The 24,764-nt window shown below is 57.9% G+C and carries 23 protein-coding genes; 6 read left to right on the forward strand and 17 right to left on the reverse strand.

Going from position 1 to position 24,764, the window contains the following annotated elements:
• Positions 1 to 553: 553 nt before the first annotated feature.
• From MHM86_RS10955 to MHM86_RS10985, 7 genes are all read right to left on the reverse strand, one after another.
• Positions 554 to 1,702, reverse strand: coding sequence for an iron-containing alcohol dehydrogenase (locus tag MHM86_RS10955; protein WP_239199202.1), 1,149 nt, complete (start codon positions 1,700 to 1,702; stop codon positions 554 to 556).
• A 27-nt stretch (positions 1,703 to 1,729) separates the two neighbouring features.
• Positions 1,730 to 3,115 (reverse strand): aldehyde dehydrogenase family protein, encoded by a 1,386-nt coding sequence (locus MHM86_RS10960; RefSeq protein WP_239199205.1) that lies wholly within the window; start codon positions 3,113 to 3,115, stop codon positions 1,730 to 1,732.
• A gap of 93 nt (positions 3,116 to 3,208) precedes the next feature.
• On the reverse strand, positions 3,209 to 4,573 hold the full coding sequence (locus tag MHM86_RS10965) for a glutamine synthetase family protein (RefSeq protein ID WP_239199208.1): 1,365 nt from the start codon (positions 4,571 to 4,573) through the stop codon (positions 3,209 to 3,211).
• 100 nt (positions 4,574 to 4,673) lie between these two features.
• Complete coding sequence (locus tag MHM86_RS10970) at positions 4,674 to 5,702, reverse strand: TRAP transporter substrate-binding protein (protein ID WP_239199211.1); 1,029 nt, start codon at positions 5,700 to 5,702, stop codon at positions 4,674 to 4,676.
• Between the two features lie 88 nt (positions 5,703 to 5,790).
• Entirely contained in the window at positions 5,791 to 7,113 is a 1,323-nt protein-coding gene (locus tag MHM86_RS10975) for a TRAP transporter large permease subunit (RefSeq protein ID WP_239199214.1), read from the reverse strand.
• 5 nt (positions 7,114 to 7,118) lie between these two features.
• Positions 7,119 to 7,715, reverse strand: coding sequence for a TRAP transporter small permease subunit (locus MHM86_RS10980; RefSeq protein ID WP_239199217.1), 597 nt, complete (start codon positions 7,713 to 7,715; stop codon positions 7,119 to 7,121).
• Positions 7,703 to 8,488, reverse strand: coding sequence for an N-formylglutamate amidohydrolase (locus tag MHM86_RS10985; RefSeq protein WP_239199220.1), 786 nt, complete (start codon positions 8,486 to 8,488; stop codon positions 7,703 to 7,705). Before MHM86_RS10985 ends, MHM86_RS10980 begins: the two co-directional genes overlap by 13 nt.
• Before the next feature lie 195 nt (positions 8,489 to 8,683).
• On the opposite strand from MHM86_RS10985, the gene MHM86_RS10990 reads away from it, so the two are divergent.
• Complete coding sequence (locus MHM86_RS10990; protein WP_239199223.1) at positions 8,684 to 9,556, forward strand: MurR/RpiR family transcriptional regulator; 873 nt, start codon at positions 8,684 to 8,686, stop codon at positions 9,554 to 9,556.
• A gap of 6 nt (positions 9,557 to 9,562) precedes the next feature.
• Here MHM86_RS10990 and holA read toward each other — a convergent pair whose 3' ends face one another.
• Genes holA through leuS form a run of 3 tightly spaced genes read right to left on the reverse strand, consistent with a single transcriptional unit; the run spans position 9,563 to position 13,599 of the window.
• Positions 9,563 to 10,570 (reverse strand): DNA polymerase III subunit delta, encoded by a 1,008-nt coding sequence (holA, locus tag MHM86_RS10995; protein ID WP_239199226.1) that lies wholly within the window; start codon positions 10,568 to 10,570, stop codon positions 9,563 to 9,565.
• Positions 10,571 to 10,574: 4 nt separating this feature from the next.
• Positions 10,575 to 11,066: an LPS assembly lipoprotein LptE gene (gene lptE / locus MHM86_RS11000; protein WP_239199229.1), complete on the reverse strand. Its 492-nt coding sequence runs from the start codon at positions 11,064 to 11,066 to the stop codon at positions 10,575 to 10,577.
• Positions 11,053 to 13,599, reverse strand: a complete 2,547-nt coding sequence (leuS, locus tag MHM86_RS11005) for a leucine--tRNA ligase (RefSeq protein ID WP_239199232.1) — start codon at positions 13,597 to 13,599, stop codon at positions 11,053 to 11,055. The genes lptE and leuS overlap by 14 nt, the downstream gene beginning before the upstream one ends.
• A gap of 190 nt (positions 13,600 to 13,789) precedes the next feature.
• Here leuS and MHM86_RS11010 point away from each other — a divergent pair, with 190 nt between their 5' ends.
• Positions 13,790 to 15,049, forward strand: coding sequence for a glycosyltransferase family 4 protein (locus tag MHM86_RS11010; protein ID WP_239199235.1), 1,260 nt, complete (start codon positions 13,790 to 13,792; stop codon positions 15,047 to 15,049).
• Positions 15,050 to 15,134: 85 nt separating this feature from the next.
• On the opposite strand, the gene MHM86_RS11015 is transcribed toward MHM86_RS11010, so the two are convergent.
• A complete protein-coding gene (locus tag MHM86_RS11015; RefSeq protein ID WP_370644124.1) occupies positions 15,135 to 15,611 on the reverse strand; it encodes a DUF3576 domain-containing protein in 477 nt (158 codons plus the stop codon).
• A 295-nt stretch (positions 15,612 to 15,906) separates the two neighbouring features.
• Between MHM86_RS11015 and MHM86_RS11020 the strand changes: the two genes are divergently transcribed.
• Both MHM86_RS11020 and MHM86_RS11025 read left to right on the forward strand, forming a co-directional pair.
• Entirely contained in the window at positions 15,907 to 16,731 is an 825-nt protein-coding gene (locus MHM86_RS11020; protein ID WP_239199240.1) for a porin, read from the forward strand.
• Positions 16,732 to 16,904: 173 nt separating this feature from the next.
• Positions 16,905 to 17,558, forward strand: a complete 654-nt coding sequence (locus MHM86_RS11025; RefSeq protein ID WP_239199243.1) for a YggS family pyridoxal phosphate-dependent enzyme — start codon at positions 16,905 to 16,907, stop codon at positions 17,556 to 17,558.
• Positions 17,559 to 17,601: 43 nt separating this feature from the next.
• Here the strand turns inward: MHM86_RS11025 and MHM86_RS11030 are convergent, their stop codons facing one another.
• Genes MHM86_RS11030 through MHM86_RS11040 form a run of 3 tightly spaced genes read right to left on the reverse strand, consistent with a single transcriptional unit; the run spans position 17,602 to position 19,905 of the window.
• A complete protein-coding gene (locus MHM86_RS11030; protein WP_239199246.1) occupies positions 17,602 to 18,741 on the reverse strand; it encodes a CaiB/BaiF CoA-transferase family protein in 1,140 nt (379 codons plus the stop codon).
• Positions 18,741 to 19,367 (reverse strand): DsbA family protein, encoded by a 627-nt coding sequence (locus tag MHM86_RS11035; protein ID WP_239199249.1) that lies wholly within the window; start codon positions 19,365 to 19,367, stop codon positions 18,741 to 18,743. Before MHM86_RS11035 ends, MHM86_RS11030 begins: the two co-directional genes overlap by 1 nt.
• 4 nt (positions 19,368 to 19,371) lie before the next feature.
• Positions 19,372 to 19,905 carry a DUF721 domain-containing protein gene (locus tag MHM86_RS11040; RefSeq protein ID WP_239199252.1) on the reverse strand — a complete coding sequence of 178 codons (534 nt, stop codon included), beginning with the start codon at positions 19,903 to 19,905 and terminating at the stop codon, positions 19,372 to 19,374.
• Positions 19,906 to 19,986: 81 nt separating this feature from the next.
• On the opposite strand from MHM86_RS11040, the gene mutY reads away from it, so the two are divergent.
• On the forward strand, positions 19,987 to 21,063 hold the full coding sequence (gene mutY / locus MHM86_RS11045) for an A/G-specific adenine glycosylase (RefSeq protein WP_370644125.1): 1,077 nt from the start codon (positions 19,987 to 19,989) through the stop codon (positions 21,061 to 21,063).
• The gene (locus MHM86_RS11050; RefSeq protein ID WP_239199255.1) at positions 21,060 to 22,226 is read left to right on the forward strand and encodes an alkane 1-monooxygenase; all 1,167 of its coding nucleotides are present in this window, start codon (positions 21,060 to 21,062) and stop codon (positions 22,224 to 22,226) included. Before mutY ends, MHM86_RS11050 begins: the two co-directional genes overlap by 4 nt.
• A gap of 177 nt (positions 22,227 to 22,403) precedes the next feature.
• Here MHM86_RS11050 and MHM86_RS11055 read toward each other — a convergent pair whose 3' ends face one another.
• The 3 genes from MHM86_RS11055 to MHM86_RS11065 all read right to left on the reverse strand — a co-directional run bounded on the left by MHM86_RS11055 (position 22,404) and on the right by MHM86_RS11065 (position 24,730).
• Complete coding sequence (locus MHM86_RS11055) at positions 22,404 to 23,510, reverse strand: site-specific DNA-methyltransferase (protein WP_239199258.1); 1,107 nt, start codon at positions 23,508 to 23,510, stop codon at positions 22,404 to 22,406.
• 104 nt (positions 23,511 to 23,614) lie between these two features.
• Entirely contained in the window at positions 23,615 to 24,244 is a 630-nt protein-coding gene (locus MHM86_RS11060) for a ribonuclease HII (protein ID WP_239199261.1), read from the reverse strand.
• A 54-nt stretch (positions 24,245 to 24,298) separates the two neighbouring features.
• Entirely contained in the window at positions 24,299 to 24,730 is a 432-nt protein-coding gene (locus tag MHM86_RS11065) for a hypothetical protein (protein WP_239199264.1), read from the reverse strand.
• Positions 24,731 to 24,764 lie beyond the last annotated feature (34 nt).

The raw sequence follows: 24,764 nt of genomic DNA on the forward strand, positions 1-24,764 counted from the left end.
GAAAGCAAAGATCGTGCCATGTTGCCCGTCGGGATTCAGGCAGGTGATTGTGTGAATTTCGGCGCCATTGTTTTCGTGCTGTTGATAATCAACTTTTGATCGCGCTTATTGTATGCAGGGCCTGAACGGAAAGGGCCCTGTCGTGGTTCCGCAGGCGTTTGATTTTAGGCGTAGCGATGTGGATATTTTGACATTAAATCGCCCTCCCGACCGATTGACCGTTTGACGGGGTATTTCCGCGTGCAACGGTCGTGGTCACATTACTAGGACTTTTGTACAGGCCTTCGGATGGCAATCATGGTTAATGACGCAACCAATAAGTGTTTTGCAATTGCGACAAACGAAGTGATGTGGGGGCTATTGTTTGCAATTTTTGAACAAATCACCCGCTTGGATGATTCGTTTTTGTGTTAAAAACGGGGTGTTGGGCGGCAATACATCCTTTCGAGTCGGTCTTCATCTCGGATGTATGGCGCGGGTGTCAGGAAAATCCGATGGTGCCTGACAGGTATAGGTGGCGGGACTATAGCGCCCCGCCATACGGCGTTTCGGTTTATTTGAAACAGGCGTCCAGTAGTTCAGCAGTGTTTTCCGCTGTCATTTCCACCGGATTGCCTCCGGTCGAAGGATCTGTCAACGCGCCCTTGATGATCGCCGCCTTATCGGGATTGGTCACGCCTAGTTCCGTCAGGTTGGCAGGAATGCCAAGCGATGCGTTCAATTCCCCGACAAAGGCGTAGAACCCGTCAAAGCCACCTTCGATACCCAGATAGGCAGCGGCCTGTTCAATCCGCTCCTCAATCGCGGCGCGGTTATATTTCAGCACCGGCTGCATGACGACCGCGTTGGTGGTGCCGTGGTGGGTGTTGTACATTGCCCCGATGGGGTGCGACAGCGCATGGATCGCGCCCAAACCTTTCTGGAAGGCCACGGCGCCCATTGCAGCCGCTGCCATCATCTGACCACGGGCCTCAATATCAGTGCCATCTTTGTAGGCGCGGGGCAGGTATTCCTTGACGATGCGCAGCCCTTCAAGCGCGATGCCTTGCGACATAGGATGGAAATGCGGGCTGCAGAAGGCCTCCAGACAATGGGCGAAGGCATCCATGCCTGTGCCAGCGGTGATCATTGGCGGCATGCCAACGGTTAGCTCTGGATCCGCGATGACTACGGTGGGCAGCACCTTGGGGTGGAAGATGATCTTCTTCTCATGGGTTGTCGAATTGGTCAGGACGGACGCGCGCCCCACCTCGGATCCGGTCCCTGCGGTGGTGGGCACGGCGATGATCGGCGCGATGGCGTCACTGTCGGCGCGGGTCCACCAATCGCCCACATCTTCAAAATCCCAAACAGGGCGGGTTTGGCCGGCCATAAAGGCGACCATCTTACCCAGATCAAGGCCAGAGCCGCCACCAAAGGCAATCACCCCATCATGACCTCCTGCGCGGTAGACCTTTAGGCCTGCGTCCAGATTCACCTCGGTCGGATTTGGGTCCACCTCGGAAAAAATGCCACGGCCCAGACCGGCGGCTTCCATTATCTCTAGTGCCTGCGCTGTGATCGGCAGCGGCGCAAGGCCCTTGTCGGTGACGAGCAGGGGTTTCTTCATGCCAGCCGCGGCACAGGCGTCGGGCAGTTCATTGATGCGGCCTGCGCCAAAACGGATGGCGTTGGGGTAAGACCAGTTTGCGGTGAGTGTCATGGTGTTATTCCTCTCGATTTGCCGGACTTAGCCGGTCACCTTTTTCAGGTGGTAGGATTTGGGGCGGGTCAGGTTGTGATAGCCGATAACCGATAGGCCACCGCCGCGTCCGGTGTCTTTGCAGCCGGTCCAGCACAGACCCGGATCAAGATAATCGGCGCGGTTCATGAACACGGTGCCGGTTTCAATCTGGTCGCCAATCGCTTGCGCGCGTTCAACGTCCTGCGTCCACAGGGATGCGGTGAGGCCAAAGTCGCTGTCGTTCATCAGCGCGATCGCCTCGGCGTCGTCCTTCACCTTCATGATGCCGACCACGGGGCCAAAGCTCTCTTCGCGCATCACCCGCATGTCGTGGGTCACGTCAATCAGGATCTGCGGGGCCAGATAGGCGCCGCCATCTTCGGGGAACAGGGCGGGGTCGATCAGCGGCTTGGCGCCTGCCGCCACCGCCTCGGCCACCTGTGCGCGGACCTCATCAGCGAAACGGATGTTGGCCATCGGGCCAATTGTTGTTTCTGGGTCCATCGGATTGCCCAGCTTGTAGCCCTCGACGATCTTCACTGCCTTGGCAACAAATTTGTCAAACAGACTCTCCACAACATAGATCCGTTCAATTCCGCAGCAGCACTGGCCGGAATTGAACATTGCGCCGTCAATCAGCGTATCCACGGCAGCGTCCAGATCGGCGTCTTCCATCACATAGCCGGGATCCTTACCGCCCAGCTCCAGGCCAACACCAGTAAAGGTACCCGCGGCCGCGCGTTCAATGGCGCGGCCGCCGTTGACAGAACCGGTGAAGTTCACAAAGCCAAAGCTTTTTGCCGCGATGAGATCCGACGTCACATCATGGCTGAGGAAGACGTTTTGGAACACATCCGCAGGCACACCCGCAGCAGTGAACGCCGCAACCATGCGTTCGCCTACCAACAGGGTCTGCGTAGCGTGCTTCAGTACCACGGCGTTGCCCGCGATCAGTGCGGGCGCGACAGTATTGATCGCGGTCATGTAGGGGTAGTTCCACGGCGCCACCACCAGCACCACGCCATGGGGCACCCGTTTGATGTAGCGTTTGAAGGTGGCGTCTTCGCCCACCTCAATATCCGCCAGACTGTCGGCAGCGATCTGGCCCATGTAGCTGGCGCGTTCGTTGAACCCGCCAAATTCGCCACCATAGCGGACCGGACGGCCCATCTGCTGGGCAATCTCTGGCACAATCTCATCATTCATCTCGCCCACTTTGGCGACACCGGCCATGACCAGATCAATCCGTTCTTGTAGGGGGCGCGCGGCCCAGTTGGCCTGCGCGGCCTTGGCGCGGGTGACCACATCCGTCGCAGCCTCAAGCGACAGAACCTCACGTTCTGCCAGAACCGATCCGTCGATCGGCGAAATGCATGTCAGTTTTTGTCCCATGCCTCAGACTCCAGTCAAAGGGGCGGGGCCCCGTTTCATCGTTTGTTTATTTTTGTGCTGGTGGCCTGAGACCACCGGCGTGAATTTCAGTGATCAGGCGCGTTCAAACCCACGGGCCAGCTCCCAGTCGGTCACTGCATTGTCGAACTCTTCCTGTTCGACCTCTGCTGCACGGGTGTAGTGATCGACAACCCAATCCCCCATCGCCGCCCGTAACATTGCGGAGTTGCGCAGGGTTTCGGTTGCCTCGCGCAGGGAGTGCGGCACGTCGGTCACGCCGTCCATCTCGTAGACGTCACCCTGCAGCGGATCGGCCAGTTCCAGTCTTTCCTCAACACCTGCCAGACCGGCGGCGATCAGCGCGGCCATGGCCAGATAGGGATTCAGATCAGACCCACCGATGCGGCATTCGATGCGCACGGCTTTGCTGCCCGCGCCACACAGGCGGAAGGCGGCAGTGCGGTTGTCAACGGACCAGACCGCCTTGGTCGGGGCAAAGCTGCCTTTCTGGAAGCGTTTGTAGCTGTTCACATAAGGCGCGAGAAAATAGGTCAGGTCGCTGGCGTATTTGATCTGTCCTGCCACATAGGCGCGCATCAGATCCGACATGCCATAGGGTTTATCCGCGTCGAAAAAGACGTTCTGCCCGTCCTGCCACATCGACTGATGCACATGGCTGGACGACCCAACACGGTTCGGATGCCATTTCGGGATGAAGCTGGCGGCGTGGCCCTGTTGCCATGCGATCTCTTTGGTGGCGTGTTTCGCGATCGAGTGGTGATCGGCGGTCAGCATCGCAGGCGCATATTTGATATTAAGCTCTTCCTGACCGGCCTCTGCTTCACCCTTGGTGTTTTCCACGGGAATGCCTGCGGCGTAGAGGTGATTGCGCAGAGGGCGCATCACATGCTCTTCCTTGGTGGTCTGGAAGATGTGGTAATCTTCGTTATAGTCAGAGATTGGCGTCAGATCGCGGTAGCCGCTGGCGGAAATCTCTTTCAGTGATTTTTCAAACAGGAAAAACTCCAGTTCCGTCGCGGTGACAGGATCCAACCCCATCGCCTGCGCGCGTTCGACCTGTTTTTTCAGGATCGCACGGGGGGAATGTTCGACGTCCTTGTGATGGTGGTGGTCCAGCACATCACATAGCACCAGCGCGGTGCCCTCCAGCCACGGCAGCGGGCGGATGGTGCCAAGGTCTGGCTTCATTACATAATCGCCATAGCCCTCACGCCAGCTGGTTGCAGCAAAGCCGTCCGGCGTGCCCATTTCCAAATCGGTGGCCAGCAGATAATTGCAGCAATGGGTTTCCTCCCAAGCGCTGTCCACAAAATGGTGGCCCACAAATCGCTTGCCCATCAGGCGGCCCTGCATATCCACCATGCAGGCCAGAACGGTGTCGATCGTGCCGTCCGCAACGGCTGCTTTCAGCTGTTCAAAAGTCATCATGCCAGCCATTTGCGGGCTCCTTTGCCTTACTTTACGTCCTAGGGCCCCGGTCGGTGCCGGGGCCTCAGAGTGTTGTGTTTCGCGTGTTCAAGACGCGGGGCAGGGTGCCTTAACCGTAGCGGTAGGGGCGGCCCGCTTTTTGCATATCGGCGTTGTATTTCTTGATGATTTCGACAACCTTCGCCTTGGTCGGGCTTTCGGCCGCAACTTCATCCCAGAATTTATAAGCGGCCTCTTCCACGGTGGCCCATTCGGCATCGGGGATCGAGGTCAGTTCCATTTTGGGGCCGTTGACGCGTAGGTCAGCTTCGCCGCCCCAATACCACCACTGGCGATAATAGTGAGACTGGTCACAGCAGACGCGGAACAAGGTTTGCAGATCTTCGGGAATGCCGTCCCAGCTGCCCTGGTTGGCAAAGAACGACCCGGCCCAAGCGCCAGAGATGTTGTTGGTCAGGAAGTAGTTGGTCACATCGGCCCAGCCAACGGTGTAGTCTTCGGTGATGCCGGACCATGCGATGCCGTCCAACTCGCCGGTTTGCATCGCGACCTCGATATCTTCCCAAGGCAGGGTCACAGGCACCACGCCAAACTGGCTGAGGAAGCGACCGGCGGTTGGGAAGGTGAAGACGCGCTTACCTTTGAGGTCCGCCAGCGAACGGATCGGATCTTTGGTGGCGAAGTGGCAGGGATCCCACGCACCGGCAGAGATGTGTTTTACGCCAACTTTGGAATATTCCTCATCCCAGATCTCATTCAAGCCGTACTGGTTGAACAGCACTGGCACATCGAGGCTGTAGCGCGAGGCAAAGGGGAAGTAGCCGCCGAACACAGTGACCTCGGTAGGGGACGCCATCGAGTCGTCATCGGATTGCACCGCATCAATAGTGCCACGCTGCATTGCCTGGAACAGCTCACCCGTGGGGACCAGCTGATCGGCATAGAACAATTCGATCTGCATGCGGTCGCCAGCGATTTTGTTGAACATGTCGATAGCGGGTTTTACCACATGTTCTGCCAGCGCAGGGCCGGCATAGGTTTGCATACGCCACTTGATGGTGCTGGACGCCAGCGCCGGGGTGGCAAGGGCGGCCGGTGCAGCTGCGGCACCGGCAAGAAACTTACGTCTTGTGGTCATGTCATACTCTCCAATTTTCTGTTGGCCTTTGTCAGGCGTTGATGGGGTTATCCCCTTGTTATTGGACGCTCCCTTGGCAGGAGTTCTGTCATTTTCCATAAACGTATTCAGGCAGCCAAAGTGCGATCTGCGGGAAGGTCATGATCAGGATCAGCGCCGAAACCATGATCATCACAAACGGCAGGATGGATCCGTAGATGTCCTGCAGCGTGATTTCTGGCGGTGCCATTGCCCGCATCAGGAACAGGTTGTAGCCGAACGGCGGGGTCATATAGGCGATCTGCGTGGTGATCGTATAAAGGACACCATACCAGATCAGATCGAACCCCAGTGTATGCACCAGCGGCACATAAAGCGGCGCGACGATTACAAGCATCGCAGTGTCATCCAGAAAGGTGCCCATCAGGATAAAACTCAGCTGCATCAGGATAAGGATCATCCACGGATCAAGGCCCAGTTGTTCGGTGAATAAACCCTTGATCGCGTTCACCGCACCCAAGCCATCAAACACCGCGCCAAATCCCAAGGCGGCCAGAATGATCCACATGAACATACAGGAAATGCCCAGCGTCTGACGGATCGAGTTTTCAAACACCTCGCGGGTCATCCGTCCCTTCAGCACGGCGGCCATAAAGGCGGTCATGGCGCCGATGGCAGAACTTTCCACCAGCGAGGTCCAGCCATTGACAAAAGGCACCATCATTGCGGCAAAGATGATCAGCGGCAGTAGACCCGCGCCCAGTAGGCGGATTTTTTCCCCACGGGATACATTTCGCTCTTCTTCGCTCAGCGTCGGGCCAAGGGCGGGGTTCATTTTACAGCGGATATAGATGTAGAGGATGAACAGCGTCGCCATCATCAGCCCCGGCACCACACCGGCCAGCCACAACTGCCCCACCGGCTGGCGCGCAATCATCGCGTATAGTACCAGAACCACCGAAGGCGGCACTAGGATCCCGAGGGAGGAACCTGCCTGAATGACCCCCGTTACCATGCGCTTGTCATAGCCGCGGCGCAGTAGCTCCGGTAGCGCGATGGTAGCACCAATGGCCATACCTGCAACGCTTAGGCCGTTCATCGCCGATACCAGCACCATCAAGCCGATGGTGCCAATGGCCAATCCACCGGACACTGGCCCCATCCAGACGTGAAACATCTTGTACAGATCGTCCGCGATTTTGGACTCTGACAGCACGTAGCCCATAAAGATGAACATCGGCAGGGTCAGCAGCGGATACCATTTCATCAGCTTCATCGCGGATGAAAACGGAATGGCCGATCCGCCATCCCCCCATAGGAACAGGGCGGCAACAGCCGCCACGCCGCCAATCGCGCCAAAGACCCGCTGGCCGGTGAACAGCATCACCATCATGGTGGCGAACATGAAGATTGCGATCATTTCATAGGACATTTTGATCAGATCTCCTGTCCGCGCATGCGGGCGATATCTTTGAAGAATTCGGATAGTGCCTGTAGCAGCATCAAAAGGATGCCGAGTGTCATGATCATCTTGATCGGCCACAGGATCGGGCGCCACGCGGTCGGGCTGCGTTCCAGATAGCCCAGCAGTTCAGCCGCTGCCGTTGGGCCAGCGGTGAAGAAGGTGGTGACCAATTCCCACAGGAACGCAAAGGGTGTGCCGCGGAAATGACCCAGCGAATAGGCAAAGGAATCCACTGCTCCGTAAAAGAGGACGCCAAGGTAGAAGGCCAGGACCACCACCGTTGCGGCGTCAAACTGTGCTTTCTTGCGGTCCGACCAGTTGTGATAAAACAGGTCCATCCGCACGTTTGATCCCATCTGGATCGAATAGGGGCCACCAAGGATGTAGTAGGTGACCATTGCAAACTGCGCCATTTCCAGCGTCCAGAGCGATGGCAGGAAAAACGTCTTCGATATCGATGACCACATCAGGATGCCAACCATGACAAAGATGCCATACATCACGATCCGGCCCAGCCGGTAGTTGATGGCATCCACCCAGCGGACATATGCGCGGATCAGGCGGGGCATTGGGCGCCTCCTTCCTGTGGGATGTCACAGGCGACCATCGCCGTGCGCAGCCAGATATCCATCATCGTGGCCATTGCGGCCTGTTGGTCGGCGGTGGCGATCAGGTCATTGCGCACCTCGATCATCACATTGTGGATGCCGCGGGGCAGGGCGTGTTTTTTCAGCGTATGGGTGACGCCATGTTCCGGCCCGTAAGGATCGTTGCGGCGCACCACATGCGCAGTGTGATCAGCGGCGCAGGCCAGCAAAGCATCGGCAAAACGGCTGTCGTCGTCATGCAGAACGCCAATTTCGACCTCGCGCGGCTGACTGTTATAAGTGGCGGTGAAGCTATGCATGGTGATCATCAGCTGCGGGACCTGCGCGTCCAACAGCTTGACCATTGCAGCGTTGAACGGATCATGGAACCGGCGCACCCGCTCGGCACGGGCGGCATCGCTCAGGTTCTGATTGCCGGGAATCTCGAAGACTTCACTGTGGGGGGGCATAGCATCCACCGCTTCTGGCGGGCGGTTGCAATCAAACAGCAGGCGGGAGGCTGCACCCGCGATCAGCGGCGCGTGCAGGCTGGTGGCAATGGCGCGTGCCACAGGCAGCGCACCGGGATCCCAGGCAACATGGCTTTCCCGCGCCGCTCTATCCAGACCCAGCCCGCCAAATTCGGACGGCATGGCATTACTGGCATGTTCACACACCACCACGACCGGCGCTGCGTCTTGCGGCAGCGAGGCATGCACCGCCTCATTGTCAAAGATCGGATATCGATCTGCCATGTCCCTAATCGTCCCCCACAGGTCGTTCGAGACACAGAGACTTTCGGTCCACTGTGCCAACTTTGTAAACAATTCTTCACATCGGTCTGGCCTGTCAACAATAATACTGAAAAAATATCTTCAGATCGAGCGCTATTGTTTATATCGTAATCAAAACGGGTGTAGATCCAGATGCTTGTCCTGAGGGGGGCGCAAATGACGCAACAACCGGAAACTATTGCCGAACGCCTACAGGGTGCTTTTGACAGTCTGACACGGGCGGAACGCCAGCTGGCAGATTCGCTGTTGCAGAACTATCCGGTCTCGGGCCTTGCCTCGATCACACAGGTGGCCAAGGCGGCGGAGGTGTCGACGCCAACTGTTGTTCGGATGGTGCAGAAACTGGGCTTCTCCGGCTTTCCTGATTTCCAGAACGCCCTTCGGCGCGAGCTGGAGGCGCAAATCTCTGACCCGATCAGCAAGCATGATACCTGGGTCGAAAGTGCGCCGGATGCGCATATCCTCAACCGCTTTACCGATGCGGTGATGGGCAACATCCGCCAGACCTTGACGCAGATTGATCCGGCGCAGTTTGATCGCGCCTGCGAAATGCTGGCGGAAACGGATCATTCGGTGATGGTTGTGGGCGGGCGGATCACTCGCGCGCTGGCGGATTACTTCTTTATGCACATGCAGGTGGCACGGCCTGGTGTGACTCACATTCAGTCGATGTCGAACGCTTGGGTGCACTACCTGTTAGAGATCAAGCCGGGCGACACCTTGGTGATTTTCGATGTGCGCCGGTATGAAAATTCGACCCTGCGCATGGCCAAGATGGCGCGGGAGAAGGGCGCGCGGATCATTCTGTTCACCGATCAATGGCGCAGTCCGGTGCATGAATTTGCCGACGTGACCTTCTGTGGGCGGATCACAGTGCCGTCTGCGTGGGATTCCAGCGCTGCCCTGATGCTGATTGTCGAAGCGATGATTGCGGAGGTGCAGGAACAGACGTGGGATATCACCCGCCAACGGATGGAAGAGCTGGAAGGCATGTTCGACCGAACCCGCTTCTTCCGCAAATTTACCTAAGGCCAATTACCGCCGCGCCATCATTGCCAGCCGGATCAAGGACCGTTCGACCAGCGCCATCGCAGGGGCGTTTTGGCCGGCGGAACGCAGTTGCAAATCAGTATCTAACAGCAGGGTTAGTGCCGCTTGCAGCTTGACCGGGCCCCACGTGCGGGCCTGTTTCTGACTGCGTTCTTTTTGCTTGAATGAGCCGGGAATAAAGATGCGCCCGCCGTCATTGGCCGCGATATTGAATAGGGTCCTGAAATGGCGCGTGGTGCCGATGCACAGCGACACAGCGTTCACCCCCTGTGCTTTCAGCTTTTCCAGAATCGGGCCGATTTGGTCCGATCGTCCTTCGGCCACGACGTTCAAAATATCGTCCAGCGCCGCTTCAATCGTGGCAGGCGCGCAGGCGGTGACGTCTTCGGGGGTGACGGGCGTGGCGTCATTCAGTTTGTACAGCGCCAGCTTTTCCATCGTTTGACGGAAATCACCGGGCGACAGGTCTTTGCCCAGATCCATCAGGTCGGTCATCGCGGCGGTATCGACGTTTTTTACGCCGCTGCGCGCCAGCTCTGCCTCGATATCTTCGCGACTGGGAGGATCATCGTAGAGGCCGACGGCATAGGCGTTTGGATGGGCCTCAAACAGTTTGCGCAGCTTTGACGTGGGTTTCAGCGCACCGCCGGTGACGATGACCTGCGCATCGCCTGCTGCCCAATCGACCATCGCGTTGGTGATCGCGGGTGTGGCGCTGTCGTTGGCATCCTCAACAAACACCACACGCGGGCCGGGGAAGAAGCTGACCGCCTTGATCGCATCCAGAAGCTGCGCCGGATCCTTGCGCAGCGATGCGCCTGACATGCGGGTCAGGCGCATTTCCTCTTCGCCGTTTGGGCCGATGAGGGCGGCGATCACCTCTTGCCGTTTGAGCGCTGCGCGCATCGCATCCGCTGAATAGATCAACAGGCCAGCGCGGTCTGCCTCTGGTTTGCGGAAGTATTTGTTGGCGTCGCGCGGGGACAGTTTCATCGGGTCACTGCACCAGGTCGGCTGATTTGGCGAACAGATGTGCGACGATCTGATCCCCCAGAATCACCATTAGACGAGCGCGCGCATCTTCATTCGCGGCGCGGGTGGCCACGGTGGTGCCGGTGGCGGAAAAACCGGTGAATTGTGTGGCGCTGCCACTGATCAGAACGGTTTCGCTGCTGGCATCAGTCACACGGTAGCGCACTTCGCCAATCAGGTTGAACCGTGCGGTGGTGTTGGTTTCTGTCACCGCAATCCGTCGTTGATCCACCGTCAGATCATAGCTGAGGCGATAGCGACCTGCTGTGGTATATCCCAGCCGCTGTTCCAGATGACGTACCAGCAATTGTTCGTCACGGCTGCTGGGGTCGGCAAAGGCGATCTGCCCCTCCAGATCCGAGGCCGCGCCGTCCGGTGCATAGACCGGGGTGAAGCCGCAGCCCATCAAGGCCACGGCACATGTCATCATCATCAGATGGCGTTTAGACAACCACATTCACGATACGTCCCGGAACCACGATCAGCTTTTTCGGTTGCCCCCCGTCGAGGGCCTTGACCACAGCTTCTTGCGCGAGGACGAGGTTTTCAACCTCTTCCTTTGCCATATCCTTGGACACGCTGATTTCCGCCCGACGTTTGCCGTTGATCTGGATCGGCATTGTGACGGTGTCATCGACCAGCATTTTCTCATCTGCAACCGGCCATGCGGCCGCAGCGATCAGACCTTCGCCGCCCAGCACCTGCCAGCATTCTTCGGCCAAATGCGGTGTCATCGGCGACATCAGCTGTGCCAGCACCTTGGCGGCCTGACGTTTGGCGCCAGCACCCGCCTTGGATTTCGACAGGGTGTTGGTGAAACCATACAGCTTCGCGATGGACGCATTGAAGCCAAAGCTGTCAACGCCGCCAGTTACCTCTTGGATGGCTTTGTGCATGGCACGCAGCAGCGCTTCATCTTCTGTGGCATTGTCGGCAACATCAGAGGCGGCGATTTCCGCACAGATGCGATAGACGCGGCCCAGATGTTTATGCGCGGCCTCGGCGCCGGACGCGGTCCATTCGACGTCACGTTCGGGCGGGCTGTCGGACAGGACAAACCAACGGGCGGTATCGGCACCGTATTGGTCGATTATCTGCACTGGATCCACCACGTTGTTTTTTGATTTCGACATCTTGGCCGACGGCACGATGGTTACTTCGCGCCCGTCCTGCAGGAAGCCTTTGCCGTCGCGCAGTTCGACCTCTTCGGGGTAGTGATAGACCGGACGGCCATCCTTGCCCTCGGTTTGGTAGATCGCGTGGGTCACCATGCCCTGCGTGAACAGCGCGTTGAACGGCTCTTTCGATTTCTCCGGCAGGTGGCCGCAGATGTTCATCGCGCGGGCAAAGAAGCGCGAGTAGAGCAGGTGCAAAATCGCGTGTTCAATGCCGCCGATGTACTGATCGACGTTCATCCAATATTCCGCCTCGGCCTGATCGGTCGGGGTGTCTGCCCGGGGTGCGGTGAAGCGGGCGAAATACCATGAGCTGTCGACGAAGGTGTCCATGGTATCGGTTTCGCGCTGCGCCGGCTTGCCACAGTTCGGGCAGGTGCAATTGCGCCATGACGGGTGACGGTCCAGCGGGTTGCCAGGGATGTCAAAGCTGACGTCCTCTGGCAATTCAACTGGCAGGTTTTCCTTTTTCTCGGGTACCACGCCGCAGTCCTCACAGTGGACAACCGGAATCGGGCAGCCCCAGTAGCGCTGGCGGCTAAGGCCCCAATCACGCAGGCGGAATTTGGTAACGCCTTCGCCAAAACCAGCCGCTTCGCAGTGATCTACGGCGGTGTTTACGCCCTCTTCACCGGTTTGCACCTCAGCACCTGCATAGCCTTTGATGTAGCGAACCTTCTCGGCCTTGGTCGGAACATAGGCTTTGCCCGCTTCTGCCTGACCTTCGACTGGTTCAAACACTGGAATGATCGGCAGGTCGTATTTGGTGGCAAACTCGTAGTCGCGTTCATCATGGGCCGGGCAGGCAAAGACCGCGCCGGTGCCGTAGTCCATCAAGATGAAGTTCGCGATCCACACCGGCAGCTCCCAATTTGGGTCCAGTGGGTGTTTTACGGTCAGGCCAGTGTCAAAGCCCAGCTTGTCGGCCTTTTCAATCGCTTCGGCGGTGGTGCCACCTTTGCGCGCCTCAGCACAGAAGACGGCGACATCTTCGCGCTCTGCCTCTAGCTGTTTGGCCAGCGGGTGATCGGGGGAGATGCCGACGAAGGACGCGCCCATCAGCGTGTCGGGGCGGGTGGTGTAAACCTCAATCTTCTCGCCGCCATCAGTGCGTTCAAAGCCGAACTGCAGACCGCGCGATTTGCCGATCCAGTTTTCCTGCATCAGGCGCACCTTGGCAGGCCAATTGTCCAGGCCTGACAGACCGCCGAGCAATTCGTCAGAGAATTCCGAGATCTTGAAGAACCACTGGGTCAGTTCACGACGTTCCACCTCGGCGCCGGACCGCCAGCCTTTGCCGTCGATCACCTGTTCGTTGGCCAGAACGGTCATATCGACCGGATCCCAGTTCACAACCGCGTTCTTACGGTAAACCAGACCCTTTTCGATGAAGTCGATGAACATCGACTGCTGCTGGCCATAGTATTCGGGATCGCAGGTGGCAAACATGCGCGACCAGTCCAGACCAAAGCCCAGCGGTTTCATCTGGTTCACCATCGTGTCGATGTTGTCATAGGTCCAGGTTTTTGGGTGACCGCCCGATGCCATTGCGGCGTTTTCGGCAGGCATCCCAAAGGCGTCAAAACCCATCGGGTGCAGCACGTTGTGGCCCGTGGCGATTTTGTAGCGCGCGATCACGTCGCCCATCGTGTAGTTGCGCACGTGACCGATGTGGATGCGTCCTGACGGGTATGGGAACATCTCTAGCACGTAGTATTTGGGTTTGTCGTCGCTGCGGACGGCCTTGAAGATGTCGGCCTTGTCCCAGGCTTCCTGCCACTTGCCTTCGATTTCGGCTGCTACATAGCGGGTCATGTCGCGCGGACCTTTCCTGGCGTTTTATAACTGTATCGCAGGGGTGATAGGGGGCTGCGACGCATTGGTCCAGTGTCTCCTCGCAAACCTGCGCGCAAAAATGCCATGTTGCTGCGTGGAAACGGGACCTGCGTTATAGCCTCATCGTCAATGCGCGTTATAAGGGAGGTGTGGTTAGCCAAGGCGCGTTATGAAGATCCTCTTTATCCATCAAAATTTCCCCGGACAATATAAACACCTTGCCCCTGCGCTGGCCGCAGCGGGTCATCAGTGCGTGGCGCTGACTCTTAGGGTGAAGGAGCCGACCACATGGCAGGGTGTGCGGGTGCTGCCCTACAGTATCCAGCGCAAGCAGGGCGGCGGCACCCATCCGTGGCTGTTGGATTTCGACACCAAGGTTATTCGTGGTGAGGCTTGTTTTAATGCCGCGCTGAAATTGCGGGAGGCTGGATTTCAGCCTGATGTGATCATTGGCCACCACGGTTGGGGTGAAACAATGTTTTTGCGCGACGTCTGGCCGACCGCGCGAATCGGTCTGTACTGTGAGCTGTATCATCGCAGCGATGACCAGCATTTGGGTTTCGATCCCGAATTTCAGCCCAAGGTGCCAGTGGCGGAATCTTTGCGCATCCGGCTGAAAAATATCAACAATATGGTGCATTTTCCGGTTGCTGACGCGGGTATCAGTCCGACGTATTTTCAGGCCGATACATTCCCCGAAGAATGGCGTCGCAAGATTGATGTGATTCACGATGGGATCGACACCACTGCGATGACGGCGAATCCTGATGTGCGTTTCGCCTTGCCCGACGGATCAGAGGTCACGCGTCAGGATGAGGTTATCACCTTTGTGAACCGAAATCTGGAACCCTACCGCGGCTATCACATCTTTATGCGCGCGCTGCCGCGTCTGCTGAAGGAACGTCCGAACGCGCAGGTGTTGATCGTTGGTGGGGATGAGGTCAGCTATGGCGCGCGACCGCCCAAAGGACAAACGTGGAAACAGATATTCATCGATGAGGTGCGTGGTCAGATTCCCACGGCCAACTGGAATCGCGTACATTTTCTGGGCAAGATTCCCTACGATCAGTTCACCAGGCTGTTGCAGGTTAGCCGTGTGCACCTTTATCTGACCTATCCCTTTGTGCTCAGCTGGTCTCTGTTTGAAGCCATGAGTGCCGAGGCTGCGATTGTTGCCAGCGATACGGGCCCCCTGAAAGAAGCGATTCGCCATGGCGAGAACGGGTTGCTGGTTGATTTCTTTGATGGTGATGCGCTGGTTTCTGAATGTTGCCGCCTGCTGGAAGATGTGGACATGCGCCGCGCCTTTGGTCAGGCAGCCCGCCAGCACATCGTGCAGAATTATGATTTGCAGACCCACTGCCTGCCGCGCCAATTGGAATGGGTGAATCACCTTGCATCGCTGACGCCGCAACCAGTGAAAGACTGAGTCGACTGACGTTGCCTGCCTGCTGTTAAAATTAAAAAAGGCGCCCGTGTGAGGCGCCTTTGTGATTCTTTGATGCCGGAGTGGCTTATAGGCGGCCATCTTCGATGCGCAGCTGACGTGCGCGGGACAGAATCGCGTCCTCAATCGCGCGCTGGGTGCTGGCTGAGACGGGTTTGCCATCGCGACCCTGCAGCGTCACGATCAGCGATCGTGCTGCCAGTGCCGGATCTTTTACATAAACAGTGGCACGATAGGCGCGATTGCCGCCGGGTGGGGTTCCGTAGCCTTTGACGATCACACCAGTGAAGGGATCAATCGATTCGACGGGCATAAAGTTCAAAACTTCCAGCGAGGCGTTCCAGATGTATCGGTTCACCGACACATTTACGTCCTGATCCTGATTGTTGAAAATATCCCAGATCGTTTCACGACGTTCTTCGGTGGTTTGCGCCTGTGCCTCGGGCGAAAGGGCCGCCGGCTGGACCAAACCACAGGCGCTGACAGCAATCAGTGCAGCAGCAGAAACCCCAAGTTTGATGCGGTTTTGAACGGTCATAAGCATACCCCAGCTTGCTAATTTCCATTCGTCCTACCGAAGGGCGCCTTTAGGGGCAAGGCTTTAGTCATGTGCACAGTATATATAAGGCGACTGTCGGCAGGGACTTGCCATTCGGCTTATCCTGGGCGGTAGATCTGTGGCTGAAACAGGTGTGGCAAAGCTGCACCATCCGGGGGACAGATTTGCAACGCCCCCCTCGCGCCGCTTGCAAACGCCCCCCGAAAAGAGCGAAAGAACGGCCATGCCCAAACGGACAAACCGTTATGGGGCGCTTGATTGGAAATTCGAGGGAAAAACCATGAAAAAGATTCTCTTCGCGACCACCGCACTGGTAGCAACCGCTGGTGTAGCTGCAGCTGAAATCAGCTTCAGCGGCTCCGCAAACTTCGGCGCAACCTACGACGGCGACAACACCGCCATCGAAAACGAAATCGACTTCAACATTGAAGGCACCGGCGAAACTGACGGTGGCGTATCCTTCGGTGCATCGCTGGACATCGACGGCGGCTTCGACACCGAAGAAGCTACTCAAGACAGCCAAGCTGAAGTTTCCTCCCCTGAAGTATTCGTTTCGGTTGCCGGCCTGACCGTAACCGTTGGTTCTTCGGACGCAGCAAACGACAACGAAGGTCTGTCGGACATCGGTTTCGACGGTCTGGGTGTTGACGACGTTGCAGAAATCTCCGGCAACGGTTCCACTTCCGTTCTGGTTGAGTACTCGCTGGGCGACATCGCAGTATCCGCATCGGTTGAAACTGGCTCCGTAGCTGGCGACGACTGGGCACTGGGCGCAACCGGTTCCTTCGGCGACATCTCCTTTGCAGCTGGCTACGGCGAAGCTGACAAAGAAGACGAGTACAACCTGTACGTAGGTTACTCGATGGGTGCGATCGCAGTTGGCGTTCAGTACTCCGAAACCGACGACAACACCGGTTACGGCCTGCAAGCTTCGTACACTCAAGGTGACCTGACCGTAACCGGTCTGTTCGCTTCGAACGATAACGACGACGCATACGGCATCGGCGCATCCTACTCGCTGGGTGGCGGCGCAGCTGTTGCTGGCGGTATCGCCGAAGTTGCAGACGAGACCGTTGCAGAACTGGGCATGACCTTCTCGTTCTAATTCAGAACGACTTAGGACTACCTAAGAGAGGGGCAGGCGTTTCGCCTGTCCCTTTTCTTTTGCGCATATCGTCCTTGTGATGCGCCATGGCCCCCTGACCTTTGCGGTCTGGGGTTTTCTTTTTCCTGAGGTTGGTGTTTTCTCCGCCGCGACGACAGCACCGGAGGCCGCCCATGTCCCTAACCGAAATCACCGCGCGCCTGCGCAAAGCCGAAGAACAGGCCGGTCGCGCCATTGGCAGCACACAGCTGATCGCTGTCAGCAAAGTGCAACCGAACGAGCGGGTGGAGGCTGTGCTGTCCGAAGGTCACCGTCTGTTCGGCGAAAACAAGGTGCAGGAAGCGGCGGGCAAATGGCCTGATTTCCGCGAACAGTTTGACGGTGTGAACGTGCATCTGATCGGCCCGCTGCAGACCAACAAGGCCCGTCAGGCGATGCAGCTGTTCGAGGCGATCCATTCCGTTGATCGCCCGAAACTGGCTCATACGCTGGCCCGTCTGGCGCAGGAACTGGGCCATTGCCCCGATCTATTTGTTCAGGTGAACACCGGTGCCGAGGATCAGAAGGCTGGCGTTTTGCCGTCCGAAGCGGACGCCTTTATCGCTGAATGCCGTAGTCTGGACCTGCCAGTGCAGGGCCTAATGTGCATCCCGCCGGTGGAGGAGGAGGCATCTCTGCACTTCACTTTGTTGGCCAAGATCGCCGCACGCAATGATCTGACCGGCCTGTCGATGGGGATGAGCAGCGATTTTGAGAAGGCGGTTAGTTTTGGCGCCACTCATGTGCGTGTTGGTTCCGCCATTTTTGGGGCCCGTGATTACGGCTAAGGCCTGAACGAACATCGCCCCGACACAGGGTCGGGGCGATTGTTTAGCTTTCGTTATGTTCACCCAGCTTGGGTGAGGCGCGATTCAGTTTCAGCTCCGCATCAGAGAAGGTGAAGGGCGCGCGCACACCGGGAATACCGTCCAGCTCCACCTTCATCCCGCGTGCTTTGACCTGCGGGTCTTCAAACACCTCGGACATGTCATTGATCGGACCTGCGGGAATGCCCTCTGCTTCACACCCGGACAGCAGCTCTGCCTTGCTGCGTTTGTGCGTTTCGGCCATCAAGAGGTCGATCATCCGATCCCGATTGGCGATCCTGTCGGCGTTTTTCAGAAATTCTGGCGCTCCTGCCATCCAATCAAGGCCCAGCAGGCGGCACAGGCGTTGGTACTGCCCGTCATTGCCTGTGGCGATGATGATGTGGCCATCGGCACAGTCAAACACTTGGTAAGGTGTCAGATTCGGATGGTAGTTTCCGGTACGCCCTGGTGGGTTACCGGTGCTGAGGTAGTTCATTGCCTGATTCGCGGTGACAGAGACCGCCACATCCATCAGGGCCATATCCACATGCTGGCCCACGCCGGTCATATGCCGCTGATGCAGCGCTGCCAGAATCCCGCTGACCGCATAAACGCCGGTAAAAATGTCCGTCACTGCAACGCCTACACGCTGCGGCTGGCCATCTGGATCACCGGTGATCGACATCAGGCCGGACATGCCCTGAATGATATAGTCATAGCCCGCACGATGCGCATAAGGTCCGGTTTGACCAAAGCCGGTGATCGAACAGTAGATCAGCCGAGGGTTAATTGCCTTCAGACTGGCGTAGTCGAGGCCGTATTTCTGCAGGCCGCCAACCTTGAAGTTTTCGATCAGAATGTCTGCATCCTGCACCAATTTGCGGATCTGTTCCTGACCCTCGGGCGTGCGGAAATCAACGGTGATGGAGGATTTGCCACGGTTGCAGCTGTGAAAGTAGGAGGCAGAAGTGTCGTCGTGACCTTCGCCATCCTCGCTAGTGCGTTCGATGAACGGGGGGCCCCATTGGCGCGTGTCGTCGCCAGCGGGGCTTTCGATCTTGATCACATCGGCGCCAAGGTCGGACAGGGTTTGACCGGCCCAAGGGCCGGCCAAGATACGGGCGAGCTCAACAACCTTGAGCCCGGCAAGTGGTGCAGTCATTACATTCCCAATTTTTCGTCAAGGATCTCTTTCAGATCCGTATAACTCATATTGGAATGTTTCACACCATCAATGAGAAGCGTCGGCGTTCCCTGCACGTCATCTGCTTCGACGTTTTTCTGGAACCAGCCGTAAAGTGCCTGTGCGTTTTCCGCATCTGACATACAGGCGTCCAGCTTAGCTTTGTCCAGGCCTGCCACCAGACCAATTTTGCGCAGGTTCTGGTCAATCTCACCTAGATTACCGCCAGCGACCCAGGACTTCTGATCTGCATAGAGCATGTCGACGATGCCGAAAAACTTGCTGGGTTCACACCGCGCCATCATCGCCCCCCAAAGACCAGGACGGTCGAAATAGACATCGCGATAGATGAACTTCACCTTGCCGGTCTCCACATACTCGGCCTTGATTTTGCTCAGCACATTGTTGTGGAAGGTGGCGCAATGCGGACAGGTGAAGGAGGCGTATTCAATCAGTGTAACCGGTGCGTCATCAGCGCCAAGGGTCATCTCTACGATGCCGTTTTCTGCGGCCTCTTGCGCGGCGGCAAAGGACGGAATCAGCGCGCCAGCGGTTGCGGCGACAGCGGTGGCGCCCATCAGGTTTAGTGCATGTCTGCGGTTCATCTGTTTACCTCTCTTGAGAATTCATTTTGGTCAGAACGCTCTGGGACAGCCGTTCCAGCGCCTGACGCAATCCGTCGTCCCCGACACCGGCGGCCAGCGTTGCGGCTTCGGCCCGTACTTCGGGGGTGGGTTCGGGTTTTGGTTGTTCTTTGCGGGCGTAACTGAAATCCGCCTGCCCCTCGGCAAAGCCGGTGGGTGCGGTTTGTGTCACGCGCACGCGGGAAATCGCATTGTAGCCGTAGACGCCGTTCACCTTGGCCCGCATCTGCTCTTTCTGCATTTCCACCATCGGGGCCATCGCGCCAGTGGTCAAAACGGTCAGCGTCGCGCCAAAGCCCTGGCGATTATATTTCACATCTACGGGACGGGCCATTGCGGCCAGATCTTCGCCCATGATGTCGGGCCAGTGGGTCAACAGGCGCGTCACGGCAAAACCACGCGACTCTCCAGCCTGCCGGATCTGCTGCTGTAACAGGGATCCAGTGCGAGCGAATCCACGTGTGAATTTGCGTGTGGTTTTAGAGCGCCGTTCGGCCATGCTTTCTTTCCTTGGTCTTGGCTCTATTTTAGGTGTGCTGTAGGCGGATACCAGTGAATAGAACAATACGGGGCATAAAGATTGCGTGACGACAGGCGGAAGCCCGCGAATTCTGAGGATTTGTTGACGTGGTATGATGTGCATGCCCGTGACATGCCGTGGCGTGTGCCCCCTGCTGATAAGCTGTCGGGTGTGCGTCCTGATCCCTATCGGGTCTGGCTGTCAGAGGTGATGTTGCAGCAAACCACTGTGGCGGCCGTACGTGATTATTTCCAGCGGTTCGTTACCCGTTGGCCCACGGTGCAGGATCTGGCTGCGGCGGAGGATGGCGATGTTATGGGCGAATGGGCAGGCCTTGGCTATTACGCCCGTGCGCGTAATTTGCTGAAATGTGCCCGTGTAGTGGCGATTGAACATGGCGGTGTGTTTCCAACCACGCTTGCTGGTTTGCTGAAGCTGCCGGGGATTGGGCCTTATACTGGCGCGGCCATTGCCTCTATCGCGTATGACCTGCCGGAGGTGGTGGTGGACGGCAACGTCGAACGTGTCATGGCGCGGCTGCATGATGTGCATGATCCTCTGCCGGGGTCCAAACCGCAGCTGACCAAATTGGCTGGTGCCCTGACGCCCGATAGCCGTCCCGGTGATTATGCTCAGGCGGTGATGGATCTGGGCGCGACCATCTGCACCCCGCGCAATCCGGCCTGTGGGATCTGCCCGTGGCGCGATCCATGTGTGGCGCGCGTGGAGGGTACAGCGGCGGAACTGCCCAAGAAAACCCCGAAGAAGCCGAAGCCCACCCGTCTGGGGATCGCCTACATCGCACGCCGCAGCGATGGTGCCTATCTGCTGGAGCGGCGACCGGATACAGGGCTGCTTGGTGGCATGCTGGGCTGGCCCGGTGGCGCGTGGTCCGAGGAGGGCGCGGCAGAGGCGCCGCCTATGGCCGCCAACTGGCAGCGTCTGGGCACAGAGGCGCGCCATACGTTTACCCATTTCCACCTGATCCTAGAGGTGCGGGTGGCAGAGGTGGCGATGGGTACGAACCCAGAGGTTGGGCAATTTATCGAGCCTGCGTCCTTTCGCCCATCCGATTTGCCCACTGTGATGCGAAAGGCATTTGACCTCGCGCTTGGGGCGTTCGACAATGCGTCATGACTGACCGTCCTGAGAACCCGCCGGTAGCCGACGCAACCCCCAAAAGATTGAGCCTGATCGGCGCCTTGCCCTTCTGGCTGTCGCTGACATTGATCCCGATTGCGTTGATCGCCGCGACGCAGGGGGGCTACTATACGCTGCTGCTGCCGTTGTGGGCGTGGTGGCTGTTTACCTTCCTTGATTTCGTGACTGGGCTGAATCTGGATAACGCTGATCCCAACACGCCGGATGAGGCCCTGTTGTGGTATCGGATGATTACATGGATTTGGTTTCCGCTACAGGCGGCGGTGATCTTCGGAATGATCTACTATGCCACCCGGGCGGGGCATCTGGGCGTGGTTGAGAAACTGGTGCTGTTCTTCGGCATCGGGGTTATCTCTGGCACTGTGGGGATCAATTACAGCCATGAACTGATGCACCAGAAGAACAAGTGGGAGCGGTGGCTGGGCGATCTGCTGCTGTCCACTGTTCTCTATTCGCATTTCCGTTCGGAACACCTGCTGGTGCATCACCGCCATGTGGGTACGCCAGCCGACGCAGTGACCGCGCGGTATAATGAGGGGTTCCATCGGTTCTTTTTTCGCGTGCTGCCGGAATGCTGGATATCGGCGTTCCGGGCGGAAAAGGCCCTGCTGGCGCGGGGAAAGCGGCCTGTTTGGTCGCGGCGCAATCCGTTCTGGCGCTATGCGGTGTTGCAGGTGGTTACAGTCTCGCTGGCGGTTGCCTTGGGCGGTGTCGAAGGTCTGGCGCTGTTCGCGGTGCAGGCCTTCAGCGCTATCTGGCAGCTGGAGCTGACGAATTACGTCGAACACTACGGTCTGACCCGCAAACATCTGGGCGGCGGCAAGTATGAACACGTCAAACCCCGCCACAGTTGGAACGCGGCGCATAAGGCCACCAACTGGCTGCTGATCAATCTGCAACGTCATAGCGATCACCATTATAAACCTGATCGCCGTTTCCCGCTGCTGCAGAACTATGATGCCGAGGAGGCGCCACAGTTTCCCTATGGCTATCCGATCATGACCGTGCTGGCGATGATCCCGCCTCTGTGGCGCCGCCGGATGAACCCGCGTGTGCGTGATTGGCGGCGGAAGTTCTATCCCGAGGTAGAGGATTGGACGCCCTACAAGCTGGGTAGCTTGCCCAAACCACGGCTCTGATCGGCAGGACTGCGGCGCTTCTGGCTGTAATTCTGGAGGGGCATCGACAGAGCGCCCCTGCGTGTGCCGTATGGCCCCGTGAGACGAAAAAAGCCCCGCCGGATGGGCGGGGCAGTTTGTGCCGGCTGTCAGGCTACAGGCACCGGCGGTAACTAATGATTTTGAGTGTTGTCTGACTTAGTTGCCCATTTCCGAACGGATCTGCTGACGCAGGTCGTCGATGGGCACCTCTTTGCCGTCACGCTTCACACACCAGTAGGTCCAGCCATTGCAGCTGGGCGCACCTTCAAGGGCGGCGCCGACCTGATGGATCGATCCTTTGACCTCACCACCCACGATGGAGCCGTCAGCGCGCACCTTCGCCTTGTGGCGTTTGTTGAGCGAATGCAGTTCGTCACCGGGACGCAGAAAGCCACGTTCAACCAGCTGGCCGAAGGGCACGCGCGGTTGGGCGCGTTTGCTGGTAGAGACTTGCAGCGCCTCGTTGTCGTAGGGGCGCACGGCGGCCAGACGTTTGGTGGCAACCTTGCGGTAGCTTTCCTCACGTTCGATGCCGATGTAGTTGCGGCCCATCATCTTGGCCACAGCGCCGGTGGTGCCGGTGCCAAAGAACGGGTCCAGGATCACGTCACCGGGGTTGGTGGTGCCGAGGATCACGCGATGCAGCAGGCTTTCGGGTTTTTGCGTCGGATGCGCTTTCTCGCCGTTTTCATCCTTCAGCCGTTCACCGCCATTGCAGATTGGTAACACCCAGTCGGACCGCATCTGAATGCCTTCGTTCAGTGCTTTCAGCGCTTCGTAGTTGAAGGTGTATTTGGCCTTTTCGGATTTCGACGCCCAGATCAGCGTTTCATGCGCATTGGTCAGGCGTTTGCCGCGGAAGTTCGGCATTGGGTTCGATTTGCGCCAAACCACGTCGTTCAAAATCCAGAAGCCCTGGTTCTGCAGTTCCGCGCCCATGCGGAAGACGTTGTGGTAGGAACCGATCACCCAGATCGCGCCGTTCGGCTTCAGTATGCGACGTGCAGCCGCCAGCCATTCGCGGGTGAATTTGTCGTAGGCCGCAAAGGACGAAAACTGGTCCCAGTGATCATCAACCGCGTCTACTTTGGAGTTGTCGGGGCGATGCAGATCGCCCTTCAGCTGCAGGTTATACGGGGGGTCCGCAAAGATCAGGTCAACCGACTCTTCTGGCAGGCTGTTCATCATCTCGATGCAGTCGCCATCTAGAATCGCGTTTAGAGGGAGCGCAGGCGCGCCCTTCTGTTTTTGTTTGCTCGTCATTTTCTGCCTCAATACCCGGCGCATTTTTGCGCTCTTGGTTGGGTTTAAAAATGAGTCATTCGGGCGGGCGGGTCAATTTGTTTTTTGTATCAGCGCGTTAGATTTCACTCTTGATACAAGATATTGTGCACCGGTTTGAAGCTGTGTCTATGGTGCGGGGTGACCCCCAATTCAACCAATGCGGCCTTATGGGCAGGGGTCGGATAACCTGCGTTGGTTTCCCAGCCATAGCCCGGAAATTGGGCGGCCAACTGTTGCATGATCTCATCACGGGCGATTTTTGCCGCGATTGAGGCCGCAGCGATGGAAACAGAGCGCATATCGCCTTTGATTAGCGTTTTAGCGGGCATGTTCAGGCCGTCGGGAACCATGTTGCCGTCGATCAATGCCAGATCGGGCGGGGTTTGCAGGCCTTGTATCGCGCGGACCATCGCGATGTGACTGGCACGCAAGATGTTGTGTTGGTCAATTTCCTGAACGCTGGCATGAGCGACCGAAACGTCCGAATGTTGCAGCAGCTGTTCCAAAAGTGCCACGCGACGCTTCGGCGTCAACAGTTTTGAATCGTTCAACCCCTCAGGAATGTGCGCTGGATCCAGCACCACTGCAGCGGCCGTGACAGGGCCTGCTAGCGGGCCACGGCCCACCTCATCCACGCCAGCGACGCGCAGGAGGCCAGCTGCCTGCGCGTCGGTTTCAAAGCTATAATCGGGGAGTGTTTTGGGGTGTTGCATGCCCCCCTATTTTTCTGGATTCGGCGCCGTAATCAAGGGGAGATCAAGAGTGTATCAGTTCTTCTGCACGCGGTAGCCACGGTCACGCAGGCAGCGCATCAGGTAGCCCGGTTTGCGGCCTTTGTTGGTCCAGTAAGGTAGGCGGCAGGCCTGAGGCAGACGATCGGCGCGGGCGAAGTGGCGGTTCAGGCATTTGGCGCGCATCACACGTTTGTGGCCGACAGCGGTTTCTGCGCGGGTCAGGCAGCGGCGCGGCAGGACCTTGCGCTTGTGAGGTTTGGGATAGGCTGTGACTTCGCGTTCGTGTTTGCGGCGGCGGTCAGCGCGGTCATGATCATCGATCGCTTTGCCTATGATGGCCAGCGTTGCAATGCCAAAGAGGAACTTGGCAACATCATCATCACTGGCCGCTCGGGCCGGCGCAAAGGAGAAGGAAGTAATGGCGATAGAGGCGGCCAGTACGGTGGCGATAAATTTGCGGGACATGGCGTTTCCTGTCTGTATTAGGAGCGGTTTCGGT

The sequence above is a fragment of the Thalassobius sp. Cn5-15 genome (genome assembly GCF_022347685.1).
In the GTDB taxonomy this organism is placed as follows: domain Bacteria; phylum Pseudomonadota; class Alphaproteobacteria; order Rhodobacterales; family Rhodobacteraceae; genus Thalassobius.

Coding starts and splice junctions, on each gene's coding strand:
- MHM86_RS10955 (WP_239199202.1), bottom strand. CDS start 1,702: ATGACACTCACCGCAAACTGGTCTTACCCCAACGCCATCCGTTTTGGC.
- MHM86_RS10960 (WP_239199205.1), bottom strand. CDS start 3,115: ATGGGACAAAAACTGACATGCATTTCGCCGATCGACGGATCGGTTCTG.
- MHM86_RS10965 (WP_239199208.1), bottom strand. CDS start 4,573: ATGGCTGGCATGATGACTTTTGAACAGCTGAAAGCAGCCGTTGCGGAC.
- MHM86_RS10970 (WP_239199211.1), bottom strand. CDS start 5,702: ATGACCACAAGACGTAAGTTTCTTGCCGGTGCCGCAGCTGCACCGGCC.
- MHM86_RS10975 (WP_239199214.1), bottom strand. CDS start 7,113: ATGTCCTATGAAATGATCGCAATCTTCATGTTCGCCACCATGATGGTG.
- MHM86_RS10980 (WP_239199217.1), bottom strand. CDS start 7,715: ATGCCCCGCCTGATCCGCGCATATGTCCGCTGGGTGGATGCCATCAAC.
- MHM86_RS10985 (WP_239199220.1), bottom strand. CDS start 8,488: ATGGCAGATCGATATCCGATCTTTGACAATGAGGCGGTGCATGCCTCG.
- MHM86_RS10990 (WP_239199223.1), top strand. CDS start 8,684: ATGACGCAACAACCGGAAACTATTGCCGAACGCCTACAGGGTGCTTTT.
- holA (WP_239199226.1), bottom strand. CDS start 10,570: ATGAAACTGTCCCCGCGCGACGCCAACAAATACTTCCGCAAACCAGAG.
- lptE (WP_239199229.1), bottom strand. CDS start 11,066: ATGTGGTTGTCTAAACGCCATCTGATGATGATGACATGTGCCGTGGCC.
- leuS (WP_239199232.1), bottom strand. CDS start 13,599: ATGACCCGCTATGTAGCAGCCGAAATCGAAGGCAAGTGGCAGGAAGCC.
- MHM86_RS11010 (WP_239199235.1), top strand. CDS start 13,790: ATGAAGATCCTCTTTATCCATCAAAATTTCCCCGGACAATATAAACAC.
- MHM86_RS11015 (WP_370644124.1), bottom strand. CDS start 15,611: ATGCTTATGACCGTTCAAAACCGCATCAAACTTGGGGTTTCTGCTGCT.
- MHM86_RS11020 (WP_239199240.1), top strand. CDS start 15,907: ATGAAAAAGATTCTCTTCGCGACCACCGCACTGGTAGCAACCGCTGGT.
- MHM86_RS11025 (WP_239199243.1), top strand. CDS start 16,905: ATGTCCCTAACCGAAATCACCGCGCGCCTGCGCAAAGCCGAAGAACAG.
- MHM86_RS11030 (WP_239199246.1), bottom strand. CDS start 18,741: ATGACTGCACCACTTGCCGGGCTCAAGGTTGTTGAGCTCGCCCGTATC.
- MHM86_RS11035 (WP_239199249.1), bottom strand. CDS start 19,367: ATGAACCGCAGACATGCACTAAACCTGATGGGCGCCACCGCTGTCGCC.
- MHM86_RS11040 (WP_239199252.1), bottom strand. CDS start 19,905: ATGGCCGAACGGCGCTCTAAAACCACACGCAAATTCACACGTGGATTC.
- MHM86_RS11050 (WP_239199255.1), top strand. CDS start 21,060: ATGACTGACCGTCCTGAGAACCCGCCGGTAGCCGACGCAACCCCCAAA.
- MHM86_RS11055 (WP_239199258.1), bottom strand. CDS start 23,510: ATGACGAGCAAACAAAAACAGAAGGGCGCGCCTGCGCTCCCTCTAAAC.
- MHM86_RS11060 (WP_239199261.1), bottom strand. CDS start 24,244: ATGCAACACCCCAAAACACTCCCCGATTATAGCTTTGAAACCGACGCG.
- MHM86_RS11065 (WP_239199264.1), bottom strand. CDS start 24,730: ATGTCCCGCAAATTTATCGCCACCGTACTGGCCGCCTCTATCGCCATT.